The sequence below is a fragment of the Mesorhizobium sp. BR115XR7A genome (genome assembly GCF_020165315.1).
Lineage (GTDB): Bacteria > Pseudomonadota > Alphaproteobacteria > Rhizobiales > Rhizobiaceae > Mesorhizobium > Mesorhizobium australicum.
The window spans coordinates 69,510-83,483 of record NZ_JAIUHW010000008.1; the positions used below are offsets into that span (position 1 = coordinate 69,510).

The window sequence follows — 13,974 nt, forward strand, 5'->3', positions numbered from 1 at the left end:
ATTGGGTCCCAGATATTTCATTCCACGCGGTGGCGACGGACAAGATGGCTCAGACTTCGACTGCCGAAACAAACAGCGGGCTGATCGGCTCGGACCACGGCCAGGTCAGCGCGGGCGATATCGCGGTCGGCGTGATCGTGGGCAGGACGTCGGAATTCTTCGACTTCTTCGTCTATGCGATCGCGTCCGTCATCGTGTTCCCAAAGCTGGTGTTTCCGACGCACGACCCGCTCGTCGGAACGCTCTACTCCTTCGCCATTTTCGCACTGGCCTTCATCGCCCGTCCGTTCGGCTCCGTTCTGTTCATGGCCGTCGATCGCGCCTATGGCCGCGGGGCGAAATTGACGATCGCGCTGTTCCTGCTCGGCACCTCGACCGTCGCCATCGCGTTCCTTCCCGCCTATGGCGATATCGGCGCGCTTGCGATCTGGCTTCTGGCGCTGGCCCGCATCGGGCAAGGCGTGGCGCTCGGCGGAACCTGGGACGGACTTCCCTCGCTGCTGGCGCTGAACGCGCCTCGGAACCGGCGCGGCTTCTACGCCATGATCCCGCAACTCGGCGCGCCAATCGGCCTCATCGTGGCGAGTTCCCTCTTCGCTTTCTTCGTCGCCAACCTGTCGGCCGACGACTTCCTTGCCTGGGGCTGGCGCTATCCTTTCTTCGTCGCCTTCGCCATCAATGTCGTGGCCCTGTTTGCCAGGCTGCGCATTGTGGTGACGCCCGAATTTTCAAGATTATACGAGAGCGGCGACCTGCAGCCGACGCGCATCAGGGATACGGTCAGGGCCGAAGGCCGCAATGTCGTCATCGGCGCCTTCGCGCCGCTGGCGAGTTTCGCCCTGTTCCACATGGTGACGGTGTTTCCGCTCTCCTGGGTGTTCCTGTTCACCAATGAGGGGCCGGCGCGCTTCCTGACGATCGAGGCGGTGAGCGCGCTGTTCGGCATCGCGGCCATCGTCGCGTCGGGGCCACTGGCCGATCGTGTCGGACGCCGTGCGCTGCTCGGCGGTTCGGCGATCGCCATCGCGACGTTCAGCGGCTTTGCCCCGCAGCTTCTGGATGGCGGCACCGTTGGGGAGGCCCTGTTCATGGTGCTGGGCTTCATCCTGCTGGGGCTGAGTTTCGGGCAATCGTCGGGCGTCGTCGCATCGAGCTTTTCGCGGCACTATCGCTATACCGGCTCGGCAATAACCTCAGATCTTGCATGGATGTTCGGCGCCGGCTTCGCGCCGCTCGCAGCCCTGCTTTTGGCCGGCAATTTCGGCCTCATCGCGGCGGGCGCCTACCTGCTCTCGGGCGCGGCCTGCACCTTGCTTGCCTTGTGGATCGACGGGCGGCGTTCGGTCGCGGACCGTCCGACCGACTGAACTCTATAAATGGCGGGAAGGGTCAGCGAGCGTCGCCGGAGCCGCTGCCCTCCCGGTCAGCGGAACATCGAGCCGCCATCCACGTCGAGCGCGGCGCCGTAGACGAAGCTCGCGGCGTCGGAGCAGAGGAACAGGATCGCTGCGCGGCAAGGTAAGGCTCGCCGAATACACCGGCGCCGTCACGCTCCTCCATGTCGAGCTGGACAGTGGTCAGACCTGCCTCGTCATCCACAATCAAGGACCGGCCACAATCAAGGACCGGCGCCCGAAACCGGCGCCGAGGTCGGCCTGCGGGCCGAATCCGGGCATCTGCACTTCTTCGACCAGGAAGGGCGGGCGATCTGGTCTGCCGCGCTCCGGCGTTCTATTCCGCAGCCAGTGCGGCGACTTCCCGCCGAAACGGCAATGCGTCGCCGATGTCAGGTTCGTCCAGCTCCCGGGCGAAGCGGTGGCCGGCATAGGTTGCCCAGGCGATCGGCCCCGGTGCTTCGGCGTCGCCAATGACCTTGACCGAACGGATGCCGTTGTCGGCCCACTCGTTTTCCCGCGCCTTGAGCTCGCGCCAAACGGCGTCCTCCTGATTGCGTGACGTGACCAGGACGACGGCATCGGCCGCCAGATCCTGTTTAGCGCCGGTGTAGACGCAGGCCGTCACGACGCCACCTGAAGCGACACTCGTGACGGTCCTGTTGAGGACGATATCGACGCCGAGTTCAGCCAGGCGGCGGTGAATGGCCCCTTGCTCCAGCGTGTTGCGGGTCCAGTCCGAGACATAAGCCGATGGCGTCACCAGGGTCACCTTCGTTCCCCGAAGCGCCATCAGCTCGGCGAGAACGCCGCCCATGTAATAGTGGTCGTCGTCGAACAGCACGACCTTGCCGGCCGGAACCTTGCCGGCCATCAGATCGTCGGGTGAGTAGACCGGCATCGCGGCGTCGATCGGCATCGGCACGACATGGGCACGCGCGACGCCGTCGCGGCGCCAGGTCGATCCGGTGGCAATGGCGACGTTCTGGAAGCCGAACGAGAGGATGTCACCGGCCGACAGCCGGCTTTCGAAATAGATGTCGACATTGGGCATCTGGCTGAGCTGATACTGCCGATAGTCGCGCACCCTGCCCCAGGCCGACAGGCCTGGAAGTTTGCTTTCGCGCGCCACGCGTCCGCCAAGCTCGGTGCCCGCTTCCGCGATGGCCACTTTATATCCGCGCAGGCCGAGCGCACGCGCGGCCTCCAGTCCGGCAGGCCCGGCGCCGACGATCAGCACGCTGTCGCTGTCGCCTTTCGCCTGCATGCGCTCCGGATGCCAGCCTTTGCGCCATTCCTCCATGAAGGTCGGGTTCTGCGTGCAGCGCGAGATCGACATGGTCATGTCGCCGGTGATGCAGATGTTGCAGCCAATGCATTCGCGGATGTCCTCGATACGCCCCTCCTCGACCTTCCTCGGCAGGAAGGGATCGGCGATCGAAGGGCGCGCGCAGCCGATGAAGTCGAGCGTGCCCGACCTGATCATCCTGACCATCACGTCGGGCGAGGTGAAGCGGCCGACGCCGACGACCGGCTTCGAGGTCAGCTTCTTGATGCCCGACACCAGGCTTTCCTGCGCCGCCTCGTCCTTGAAGCGTGACGGACCCGAGCAATCCTCCCAAGCGCCGTGCGCGAGATCCCAAAGATCGGGCAGTTCGGCATGCATCTCGATCATGTCGCGGACTTCCGAATTGGCGAAGCCGAGTTCACCGATCATCTCGTCCAGCGACAGCCTGAGCGTCAGGCCGCACGTGTCGCCGATCGCGTCGCGCCCTTCCTCGATAAGCTCGCGCATCAGCCGCGAACGGTTTTCCAGCGAGCCGCCATATTCGTCGCCGCGCTGGTTGGTGGCCGTCGACAGGAAATGCTGGATGATGCCGAAGCCGTGCGCGCCATAGAGGCAGACCAGGTCGAAACCCGCCTGCTTGGCGCGTTTGAAGGCATTGCGGTGCCAGCGGCGCAGGTCGCGTATATCCTCTCTGTCCATGGCGCGCGCCTGCACCGGATCATTGGTGAAGGTGCGGATCGGCAGGGCCGACGGCCCGCGCGGCACCTCCTTGGTGTAGAGGTTGGGGCCATTGATCCCGGAATAGGCGAGCTGGATGCCGGCCAGCGCCCCGTGCTGATGCATGGCCTCGGCCATCTTGGCCAATGCCGGAATGTCGGCATCGTCCCATAGCCGCAGTTCGATGAAGGGCGAGATCTCGGAGGTATGGTGCATCTCCGTCTGCTCCGTGAAGATCACGCCCCAGCCGCCTTCCGACTTGATGCGGCGCATCTCTGCCGCCGCCGATGGATCGCGATAGCCACCGCCATTGCAGTGCGGAACCTGATAGAAGCGGTTCTTGGCCGTCACCGGACCTATCTTCATCGGCTCGAACAGGATGTCGTAGCGTGGGTCGCGCATGTAGCTTCCTCCCTGCCGGCTCGGCACCGCCGGTGCTGCCGAGACTACTCATAAGTTCGAGCCGGCGCGGGAAAACTACGGATTTCTTCTGTGCCGATTAGGACGCGCCTAATCGCGCGCGCCGGCGCGAATTAGTCTGCGTTGAACCGGGGCTGAGCGAAATGCGACTTCAGAGCATCGGCGGCATGATGCTAGACAGCCAGAACCCGACCGAGAGACAGAAAATGGACAGCATCAGGATTCTCGAACGGCTGATCGCATTCCCCACGGTGAGCCGCGACTCGAACCTCGACTTGATCGGCTATGCGGCCGACTTGCTCGAAGCGAGCGGCGTTGCCTGCCAGATCGTCCACGGCGCGGACAGGCACAAGGCCAACCTCTTTGCCACCATTGGCCCGGCAGGCAGACCCGGTGTCATGCTGTCCGGCCACACCGACGTCGTTCCCGTGGACGGCCAGAACTGGACGCTGCCCCCATTCGAAATGACCGAGCGCGACGGCAAGCTTTATGGGCGCGGCGCGGCGGACATGAAGGGTTTTGTGGCCTCTGCGCTCGCCACCTGCATCAAGGCCTCCAGGATCGCGCTTCGGACGCCGTTGCATCTGGCGCTCTCCTGTGACGAGGAAGTCGGCTGCCTTGGCGTGCGCGACCTGATCGAAATGCTGAGTGCGGCGCCGCAGCGCCCGCTGCTGTGCATCGTCGGGGAGCCGACCAACATGCAGGTGGCGACCGGGCACAAGGGCAAGCTTGCCGCTCGCGCCGTCTGCAGGGGACGCGAAGGCCATTCGGCGCTCGCCCCGCTGGCGCTCAACGCGATCCACCTCGGGTGCGATTTCGTGCGCGCCTTGCGTGACGAACAAGAACGGCTGGCCCGCGACGGCGCCCGCGACGGCGACTACGACATTCCCTACACGACGGTTCATGTCGGCAAGATCAATGCCGGCGTCGCGCTCAACATCGTGCCCAACCTCTGCCACGTCGATTTCGAGATCCGCAACATTGCCGCCGACGATGCCGCCAGCATTCTCGACAGGCTGCGCGCCGCCGCGGTGCGCATTGCCGGGGACGCCGCTTCGATCGCGGCAGAGGCAGCGATCGACATCGAGATCACCAACACCTATCCGGGCCTCGACACGCCGGCCGCATCGGAGGCGGTGGCTTTCGTCAAGTCGCTGACCGGTGCCAACGACACGATGAAAGTCGCGTTCGGCACGGAGGGCGGATTGTTCAGCCGCGATCTTGGCACGCCTGCAGTCGTCTGCGGGCCGGGCTCCATGGCGCAGGGACACAAGCCCGACGAATTTGTCAGCGTCGAACAGTTGCGTCGTTGCGACGCGATGCTGGACAGATTGCTGGAACGGCTCACGGACGGCTGGCCGTGAGCCGCATGGCAGGCCTCACTTCACGATGCGCTCGGTACCGAAGACGCCCTGCTCGACGACGAAGCGGCGACAGTGGTCGATGAAGGCCTGCACCGTCAGCGTGCGATGCTCGGCGTTCGGCAGGGCAATCCCTATGGTCAGCGGCCTGAGGTCGCCCAACAAAGGCACAAAGACCAGCAATTTGCCGTCCGGCGACATGGTGTTGAGCGGCCGCATATTGGCGATGCCGTAGCCGAAGCCGTTGGCGACCATCGAGCGCATCACGGCGATGTCGCCGGTACGCTCGACGATCTTGGGCCGCAGGCCCCTGGGCTGGAAAGCCGACAGGAAATATTCCCTGCTGTAGGGCAGGTCAAGCAGCACCATCGGCTCATCGACCAGTTCCTCGGGCGTGATACCTGCCTTCGCCGCCAGGCGATGCGCGGCCGGCAGCATGACATAGGCCGGCAACTGCATTAGCGGCTCGAAAGTCATGTCTTGCGACAGCTCCAGATCGTAGGTCAGCGCGGCGTCTATCTCGCCACGTTGGAGCATCTCGAACAATTGCCCCTGGTTGCGCTCGAATTGCCTGACCCGCACATCGGGATAGGCGTCCTCGAATTTCTTGCGCAGTGCCGGCAGCACGATCTGGGCGAAAGTGAGCAGGCAGCCGATCGCCAGCGGTCCGCGCACCTTTTCGGCGATATCCCCGGCAATGTCGTGCAGCGCATCCGCGTCGTTAAGCAGACGCGCTGCTTCCTTGAGGAACAGGCGCCCGCCCGCCGTCAGCGCCAGCGCATGCGAATGCTTGCGCACGAAAAGCTGCACGCCGAACTCGGCTTCGAGCTGAGCGATCGACGCCGAGATCGATGGCGGCGAGACATTCACCTGCTCGGCCGCCTTGGCGATCGAACCGGCTTCGCCAACGGCGACGAAATATTCGAGTTGTCTCAGCGTGAAGCGAAGCGGCATGGTGGCTATGTTGCCGGTTTGCAGCTGGCGATCAAGTCGCGGCCGCTCCTCAATATTTTATCCAGGTAGTCTTCAGCGCGGTGTACTTGTCGAGCGCGTGCAGCGACAGGTCGCGCCCGAAGCCGGACTGCTTGAAACCGCCGAAGGGAGTCACCGGGCTCAGCGCATCGACGGTGTTCACGGAAACCGTGCCCACGCGCAGCCCTTCGGCGAGACGATGCGCCCGCGACAGGCTGTCGGTCCACAGAGATGCGGCCAGGCCGTAGACGCTGTCGTTGGCGATGCGAAGCGCCTCGTCTTCGGTGTCGAAGGCGATCACCGACAGGACCGGACCGAATATCTCGTCGCGCGCAAGCGGGTCGTCGGGCGAGACGTCGTCGAAGATCGTGGGCTGCACAAAACTGCCGCGCCCGTCGACGGTAACCCGGTCGCCGCCGGTCACCAGCCGTGCCGACTTCTTGCCGCCATCGACGAAACGCATGACGGTCGCCGCGTGGCGCGCGTCCACCATCGCACCCATCCTGGATGCAGGGTCGAGCGGATCGCCGGGCTGGGTCGCCGTCGCGCGCTGCGCCAGTTTCTCGACGAGCGTATCCTTGATGCCGCGCTCCACCAGAAGCCGGGAGTTGGCCGAGCATACCTGTCCCTGGTTGAAGAAGATGCTGAAGGCGGCCATGTCGGCTGCCGCGTCCAGATCACCGCAATCGGCGAACACCAGATTGGGGCTCTTGCCACCGGTCTCCAGCCAGACCTGCTTCATGTTCGACTGGCCGGAATATTGCAGGAACATCTTGCCGACAGCGGTCGATCCGGTGAAGGCAAGGCAATCCACGTCCATATGACGGCCAAGCGCCTGGCCGGCCGTCTCGCCGAGGCCGGGCACCACATTGAGCACGCCGGCGGGCAGCCCTGCCTCCATGGCAAGCTCGGCCAGCCTGAGCGCCGAGAAAGGCGACTGCTCGGCGGGTTTGAGCACCACCGAATTGCCCGCAGCCAGCGCGGGCGCGCATTTCCAGGTCGCCATGTCGAGCGGAAAGTTCCACGGCACGACGGCGCCCACGACCCCGAGCGGCTCGCGCCGTACCAAAGCAAGGTCGCCTCGGGCCGTCGGCGCCACCTCGTCATAGACCTTGTCTATCGCTTCGCCATACCACTGGAAGATCGCCGCCGACCCCGGCACGTCGACGGTCGCTGCGTCCTTGACCAGCTTGCCCATATCAAGAGATTCCAGCAGCGCGAGCTCCTGCAGGTTCTCGCGCAGCAATTCCGCCAACCGCAGCAGCACTCGTTTGCGATGCTGAGGGGTCGCTCTCGACCAGACGCCGGCCTCAAAACTGCGACGTGCCGCGGCGACGGCAAGGTCGATGTCCTCTTCGCCGCAGGAAGCCACCTCAGCGAGCGTTGCTCCGGTGGCCGGATTGATGCTGGTAAATGTTCTGCCGGAACGCGCGGGCATTGCCTTGCCGTCGATGAACGCCCTGTCGCGAAAACGGATAGCCGAGGCTTTGCTGATCCAATCCTTATGACTGAGTTCGCTCATGCCGGCTCCAGATTGTCGAATTACTCATCACCGGGAACGCCGTAGCTTGGCGCACCGGACGGGTTGAGGGCGCGCGTGACATAAGCATCGAGCTGGGGCTTATAGATGTCCCACAGCATTGCCAGCTGCTCGATCGGACACCCTTCGGTCCAGTCGCAACGCAGGTCGGCGACGGGCCATGACACATCGCGTACCAGTTTCATGCCGGCGGAGCGGACAGGCCCCGCCTCGCCGCCGGCCTCGAGCGCGGCTCGCATGGTGGCGATCAGCCGGTCGCCAAGATCGCCTTCGGAGGCGAGAAAGGCGTCCACCATGGCTTTCGGAACCCTATCGCTGGCAAGCAGGTTGCCGCCGCAGGCGACGTCCTCGCCGCGTGCCTCGCTCCAGATGCCAAGCGCTTTCGGTCCCGAATGGATCGCGCTGCCGCCGGCCTTGTCGACCGCCAGGACCTGCCGGTATTCGCTGAAAGCACCCGTGCGCTTCAGGATCGCGACGGCTTCGGCGGCGGAGGCGCCTCGCGCCATCAGCTCCAGCGCCCGTGGCCCGAGCGTCGGGTCCGTGACATTCTGGCTGGCAACGGCGCCGACGCCGGCCTGTGCATAGGCGCAGCGGGCCGCGACCGCGGGGGATGACGAGGATACCGCCACTCCGAACATGCCGGTGCGCCGGCACCGTGCGACGATGGAGAAGGTCATGGCGCTCAGTCCGGAATTACGGCCGTGCCGTCGATCTCGACCAGCCATTCCGGCCTTGCCAGGGCCGACACGACAAGGCCGGTCGAAACCGGATAGACGCCCTTGATGTATTCGCCCATCGTTCGGTAGACGGCTTCGCGATGGCGGACATCGGTGATGTAGACCACCACTTTCACCAGATGCTCCATGGTGCCGCCGCATTCCTCGATGAGCTGCTTGATATTCTGCATCACCTTGTGGGTCTGCTCGACCGGATCGTGGCTGGCGATATTCTTGGCGGTGTCGAGATCCTGCGGGCACTGCCCGCGCAGATAGATCGTCCGGCCACCCCGTGTGACGACCGCCTGGCACAGATCGTTGTCGAGCTTCTGCTCGGGATAAGTGTCCTTCGTATTGAAGGTACGAATTCGGGTATGCTTCATCTTGATCTCCATCAGGTCGGGCTCGCGGCCGTCGCCAGCTTTGGTCAGGCGTCCACGGCCTCACGCTTCGCGGCGGCGTGATAAGCGAGATATTTGCGCTGCGTCGAAATACGGTCGGCCACGTGCTTGGCATCGTGCCACACGCCCCAGATGAAGCTCGATCCCCTGCGCGACTGCCAGGGGAGGCCCAGGAAATAGATCCCTGGCTCGGTCGAGACGCCGCGCTGATGCCTCGGCCGGCCCTGCTCGTCAAAGGCATCGACCTTCAGCCAGCTGTAATCGACGGCAAAGCCCGTCGCCCAGATGATCGAACTTATCCCGGCTTCGGTCAGATCGAGCTCGAGGATCGGATTGGTCACGCAGTCCGGGTCAGGGCCGATCCGGCGGGCAGCGGGTTCTTCGGGAAGGTCGAGACCGTTGCGCGCGACATAGGCGTCGGCCTCGTCCAGCAATGCCATCAGATTGGCATCACCGCGGGCAATGTTTTTGGCAAGATCGGGCGCGAAGGTCATGGCACCGTCCTGGTACGCCCTCGTCATGCCAACGAGCGTAAGCCCCTGCGCCGCCAGACGGCGAAAATCGATCGTTTCTCCGCCCCGCGCACCGCTCACCGCGATCGTGACATGCTCCGTGCCGGGTCCCGGAGTTTCGAGGTCCCATTTGCCGAGAACGCCCAGCCACCAGCAGAAGTCGCGGCCGCGATAGGCGCGCGGCGGGCGGTCGTGCGCGCCGACCGAGAGATAGACGCGTTTGCCAGCGCGCTGGAGTTCGTCCGCAATCTGGACGCCCGAGGATCCCGCGCCGACCACCAGCACCGCGCCTTTCGGCAACTGCGCGGGATTGCGGTAGGCGCTGGAGTGGATTTGCAGGATGCCGGCATCGGCAGGAACGACCGACGGGATGACCGGGACCTGGAAAGACCCGGTCGCCGCGACAACGCTGTTGGCCTCGATCACGCCATCGGACGTCTCGACACGGAATCCGGGCCGCCCTATGTTTCTTTGCACAAGCCTGACCTCGACGCCGCAGCGGACCGGCGCATTGATCTGCTTTGCGTAAGCGACAAAATAGTCGGCGACCTCTTCCTTGGAGGGAAAGCCATCGGGGCCTGTCACAGGAAATTCCATGCCCGGGAAGCGGTCGTGCCAGGCCGGGCCGTTGGCAACCAGGGAGTCCCACCGCTGCGAGCGCCAGCGCTCGGCGATGCGGCCGCGTTCGAGAACGAGATGCGGCACCCCGCATTTGCTCAGGTGCTCGCTCATGGCCACCCCAGCCTGGCCGCCGCCAACGACAAGCGTGTCTATCGTCTCAACCGACATGCCCAGTCCTTTTCTGACCATCCGACAGCTCCCGCCGCACGCGATGAAACCGATTTCCGGCGGCCGGCAAACGCAGCCCCGGGAGATCCATTTCGCCGTGTTCCGGACAGGCCGTGCGCCATCCGGTCGCCTCCCCATTGGCGGTCACAAGTAGCAGCACGTGCCGGTGGGCGCCCATAACGAATCTCCGAAGTCACGCGTAACCATTTCCGAATTTCTCGTGCCGATGGACGCATCTACAGTTTCAGCGGCCGGATCCGCAGCGCCGCATGAGCTGGCCGCGAAGCCGGGCACGTGTCGGCACCGAATTGTTGCGGAACAGGATGCAGCCTCGCAGCGGCCCGTTCGGCAATGCCACGAGCCGGCATTCTCGAGGGGCTGGCATGAAGACTGAGAGCTATGATTACATTGTCGTCGGCGCGGGTTCGGCCGGATGCGTGGTGGCCAATCGGCTGAGCGCCGATCCGTCGGTCAGGGTGTGCCTGGTAGAGGCAGGCGGCAGCGACAACAGCCTGCGGGTAAGGATTCCGGCGGGCATTCTGTCGCTCTATGGCAACCCGAACTACGACTATTGTTTCGTCGGCGTGCCGCAGCCCCATCTCAACAACCGCCGCATTCCGGTCAACCGGGGCAAGGCGCTGGGCGGATCGAGTTCGATCAACTCGATGGTCTATATTCGCGGCGCCGCGCAGGACTATGACGAGTGGGCCGGGCTCGGCTGCGCCGGCTGGGCTTACAGCGACGTGCTGCCGGTGTTCAGGAAGCTGGAGCGCAACCTGATCGCCCAGGACCCACACTATCACGGCACGGACGGCGAGCTCATGGTCGACAATCCGCGCGATCCGAACATGCTTTCCAGCATGTTCGTCAAGGCCGGCAAAAATGCCGGCCTGCCCGCCAACGACGACTTCAACGCCGAGAGCCAGTTCGGCCTCGGCATCTACAACGTCACCCAGAACCGGGGCCAGCGCTTCAGCAGCTTTACCGCCTTCATGCGTCCGGTGCTCCATCGCGGAAACCTGACGCTGCTCAGTGCATGCGAGGTAGTCGACCTTGTCATCGCCGAAAGGCGTGCCACCGGCCTGCGGGTGCGCCACGATGGCGAGCAAAAAATACTCGCGGCCAGCCGCGAGATCGTGCTCTGTGCCGGGGCCATCAACTCGCCCAAGATCCTGATGGCATCCGGCATCGGCCCCGCGGACGAGCTGCGGCAGATCGGCATCACGCCGATTCTCGATCTGCCTGGTGTCGGCAAGAACCTGCAGGACCATGTCGACGGCATGGTCACCGTGCGCTCCAGGAGCACCAGGACGCTCGGCCTGTCGTTTGCCAACCTGCCCCGCATCGCGGCAGCGCCTTTCCAGTATTTCGCGCGCCGCAAGGGAATCCTCACCACCAACTATGTCGAAGCCGGTGGCTTTGCCAAAACCAGGCACGCGAACGGCCTGCCCGATGTTCAGTTCCACTTCGTGCCGGGCTATCGCAGCCATCGCGGCAGGCTCATCGAATATGGCCACGGCTACGCCATTCACACCTGCGTTCTCAGGCCGAAAAGCGTTGGCGAGATCAGATTGTCACGGGACAGTTCTCGCCGTGACGTTCTCATCGACCACCGCTTCTTCGCCAACGAGGACGACGCCATGGTGCTTGTCGAAGGCATCAAGATCGCGCGCAGGATCCTGGCCGCATCCGAGTTCGATGCGGTGCGTGGCAAGGAAATGCTTCCGGGCAAGGATGTCAGCAGCGACGACGAGATCCTGGCCTATCTGCGCGCCGAAGCTCTGACCGTCTACCACCCCGTCGGGACCTGCAAGATGGGGACGGACGCTATGGCGGTCGCTGATCCGGCGACGCTGAAAGTGCGAGGCATGGACGGGCTCCGGGTCGCCGATGCGTCAGTCATGCCGAAGCTGATCGGCGGCAACACGAACGCGCCAAGCATGATGATCGGACAGAAGTGCTCGGAGATGATCCTGGGCTCGGCGTATCGCGGCGAAAGGTAAGGACCCGCTCCGCCTTTCAACATCGTAGGCAGTTCAGCGTCGGCAACGCCGACCTGCCGACGACCGTTTGTGTTTCCTCGAGATTGCTCTCAATGATCCTCATCGATCTCGTCGTGCAAGAGGCCGAGGATGCGGCGCTTGAGGGCGATGAACTCGGGTTCGAGGATCACATCCATCGAACGCGGCCTTGGGATCTCGACCTTGATCTCCGCCTTGATCTTGCCGGGCCGGGCCGTCATCACCAGGACGCGATCGCCCAGGACCAGCGCCTCGTCTATATCGTGAGTAACGAACAGCACCGTTTTTTGCTGCCGCTCCCAGACGCGCAAAAGCAGTTTCTGCATGGTGCCGCGCGTCTGGCTGTCGAGGGCGCCGAAGGGCTCATCCATCAACAGAACGGCCGGATCGTTGGCAAGGGCGCGCGCGATCGCCACGCGCTGCTTCATGCCGCCGGAAAGCTGGGCGGGGTAGTGGTCGGCAAACGGCGCGAGGCCGACTTCATCGAGATACTGGTCGACGATCTGCTTGCGCCGCCCCGCCGGCAGACCTTTGCGCTTGGGTCCATACTCGATGTTGGCGCGCACGGTGAGCCAGGGAAACAAGGTGTAGCTCTGGAACACCATGCCTCTGTCGGGACCCGGTTCGATCACTTCCCTGCCGTCGACCTTGATGCTGCCCGAAGTCGCGTCATTGAGGCCGGCCGCAAGGTAGAGCAGGCTCGATTTGCCGCATCCCGAAGGGCCGACGATGACGCAGAATTCGTTCTTGGCCACCTTCAGCGACACATCGTCCAGCGCCAGCACGCCGTTGGCGTCGCCGTAACGCAATGTCACGTCCTCAACGGCCATCGTCGTGCCGGTCGAGCGCGGATCGCCGGTCGTCGCGGCCGTGCCGGCCAGATCGTTCGCCTTGATGGTCTCGCTCATTGCTACCCTTGATCCGACTGCGGTTTGCGAGCTTGCGTTCAAAATCAGGATGCCCATGGCGCGACCCTGGCCCTGATAATGCGGAACGCCGTGTCGGTGATAAGGCCCAGAAGCCCGATCGCGGCGATTGCCATGAAGATCACATCGACCTGGAAGCCTCGCATCGCCTTCAGGCTGATATAGCCGAGGCCGCTCGACGCGGCGACGAGTTCGGCCACGACCAGATAGGTCCAGGCCCAGCCCATGGTGACGCGAAGCGTGTCGAGGATGGCTGGAAGCGCGGCCGGGAAAATGACGTGCCACACCGCTTCGCTGCGCTTGGTGCCCAAAGTGTAGGAGGCGTTGACCAGGTCCCTGGAGACGCTGCGCGCACAGTCGGAAATCATCACGAGCTGCTGGAAGAAGGTGCCGAAGAAGATGACCGCTATGCGCTGTTCGATACCGATGCCGATCCAAAGGATGAACAGGGGCACGAAGGAGGTCACAGGCAGGTAGCGGATGAAGTTGACCAAGGGCTCCAGCGGCGCCTGCACCACCCGATAGGTCCCCATCCACAGCCCCAGCGGCACCGAGATCAGCGAGGAGACGATGAAGCCCAGGATCACCACCTTGGCGCTGGTGAAAGTGTGGTAGAAAAGGCTGCCGTCCACGGACATGCGATAGGTCGTCTGCAGCACGGTTCCGGGCGTCGGCAGGAACATGTTCGGCACGATGCGGCCATAGGACAGCAGCGCCCAGCCGCCGATCACGACTACCCACATCGCCAGCGCGAGTGTCGTTGCCGTGCCGGCGGGAATGTTGGCGAATGGGGTCGTCAGGCGTGTCCACGCCGTCCGCCTCTGTGCCATGGCATGGCCTCCGTTGATTTTCTGAAGCGAGAAGGCTCCGGCCTGTCGGTAAACCGGGGTCGGCCCAAGCGGACCGACCCCGGTTTC

The 13,974-nt window shown here is 64.2% G+C and carries 11 protein-coding genes and 2 pseudogenes; 4 read left to right on the forward strand and 9 right to left on the reverse strand.

Translation table 11 applies throughout. The features are described from left to right. Nucleotides 1-44 precede the first annotated feature (44 nt). Nucleotides 45-1,367 (forward strand): MFS transporter, encoded by a 1,323-nt coding sequence (locus tag LB557_RS18135; RefSeq protein ID WP_041163728.1) that lies wholly within the window; start codon nucleotides 45-47, stop codon nucleotides 1,365-1,367. A gap of 56 nt (nucleotides 1,368-1,423) precedes the next feature. Here LB557_RS18135 and LB557_RS31770 read toward each other — a convergent pair. Next, nucleotides 1,424-1,510, reverse strand: a pseudogene (locus LB557_RS31770) (SDR family NAD(P)-dependent oxidoreductase); the annotation flags it as partial. On the opposite strand from LB557_RS31770, the pseudogene LB557_RS31855 reads away from it, so the two are divergent. After that, a pseudogene (locus LB557_RS31855) lies at nucleotides 1,507-1,557 on the forward strand (hypothetical protein); the annotation flags it as partial. The pseudogenes LB557_RS31770 and LB557_RS31855 overlap by 4 nt on opposite strands. Before the next feature lie 174 nt (nucleotides 1,558-1,731). Here the strand turns inward: LB557_RS31855 and LB557_RS18145 are convergent. Then, on the reverse strand, nucleotides 1,732-3,801 hold the full coding sequence (locus tag LB557_RS18145) for an FAD-dependent oxidoreductase (protein ID WP_224641998.1): 2,070 nt from the start codon (nucleotides 3,799-3,801) through the stop codon (nucleotides 1,732-1,734). Between the two features lie 224 nt (nucleotides 3,802-4,025). Between LB557_RS18145 and argE the strand changes: the two genes are divergently transcribed. Continuing rightward, nucleotides 4,026-5,183 (forward strand): acetylornithine deacetylase, encoded by a 1,158-nt coding sequence (gene argE, locus LB557_RS18150; protein WP_224586275.1) that lies wholly within the window; start codon nucleotides 4,026-4,028, stop codon nucleotides 5,181-5,183. 15 nt (nucleotides 5,184-5,198) lie between these two features. Here the strand turns inward: argE and LB557_RS18155 are convergent, their stop codons facing one another. The 5 genes from LB557_RS18155 to LB557_RS18175 are packed head-to-tail and all read right to left on the reverse strand — an operon-like array spanning nucleotide 5,199 to nucleotide 10,110. Further along, complete coding sequence (locus tag LB557_RS18155; protein ID WP_015316459.1) at nucleotides 5,199-6,134, reverse strand: LysR family transcriptional regulator; 936 nt, start codon at nucleotides 6,132-6,134, stop codon at nucleotides 5,199-5,201. A gap of 49 nt (nucleotides 6,135-6,183) precedes the next feature. Continuing rightward, nucleotides 6,184-7,674, reverse strand: a complete 1,491-nt coding sequence (locus LB557_RS18160) for an aldehyde dehydrogenase (protein WP_224641999.1) — start codon at nucleotides 7,672-7,674, stop codon at nucleotides 6,184-6,186. 20 nt (nucleotides 7,675-7,694) lie between these two features. Then, nucleotides 7,695-8,369 carry a DUF1028 domain-containing protein gene (locus LB557_RS18165; protein ID WP_224642000.1) on the reverse strand — a complete coding sequence of 225 codons (675 nt, stop codon included), beginning with the start codon at nucleotides 8,367-8,369 and terminating at the stop codon, nucleotides 7,695-7,697. 5 nt (nucleotides 8,370-8,374) lie between these two features. Then, nucleotides 8,375-8,791: a RidA family protein gene (locus LB557_RS18170; RefSeq protein ID WP_015316456.1), complete on the reverse strand. Its 417-nt coding sequence runs from the start codon at nucleotides 8,789-8,791 to the stop codon at nucleotides 8,375-8,377. Nucleotides 8,792-8,835: 44 nt separating this feature from the next. Further along, on the reverse strand, nucleotides 8,836-10,110 hold the full coding sequence (locus tag LB557_RS18175; RefSeq protein ID WP_224642009.1) for a flavin-containing monooxygenase: 1,275 nt from the start codon (nucleotides 10,108-10,110) through the stop codon (nucleotides 8,836-8,838). 383 nt (nucleotides 10,111-10,493) lie between these two features. On the opposite strand from LB557_RS18175, the gene LB557_RS18180 reads away from it, so the two are divergent. Then, the gene (locus tag LB557_RS18180; protein ID WP_224586212.1) at nucleotides 10,494-12,113 is read left to right on the forward strand and encodes a GMC family oxidoreductase; all 1,620 of its coding nucleotides are present in this window, start codon (nucleotides 10,494-10,496) and stop codon (nucleotides 12,111-12,113) included. Between the two features lie 89 nt (nucleotides 12,114-12,202). Here the strand turns inward: LB557_RS18180 and LB557_RS18185 are convergent, their stop codons facing one another. Both LB557_RS18185 and LB557_RS18190 read right to left on the reverse strand, forming a co-directional pair. Further along, nucleotides 12,203-12,961: an ABC transporter ATP-binding protein gene (locus tag LB557_RS18185; protein ID WP_224642010.1), complete on the reverse strand. Its 759-nt coding sequence runs from the start codon at nucleotides 12,959-12,961 to the stop codon at nucleotides 12,203-12,205. A gap of 122 nt (nucleotides 12,962-13,083) precedes the next feature. Further along, on the reverse strand, nucleotides 13,084-13,887 hold the full coding sequence (locus tag LB557_RS18190; protein WP_224642001.1) for an ABC transporter permease: 804 nt from the start codon (nucleotides 13,885-13,887) through the stop codon (nucleotides 13,084-13,086). Nucleotides 13,888-13,974: the final 87 nt, after the last annotated feature.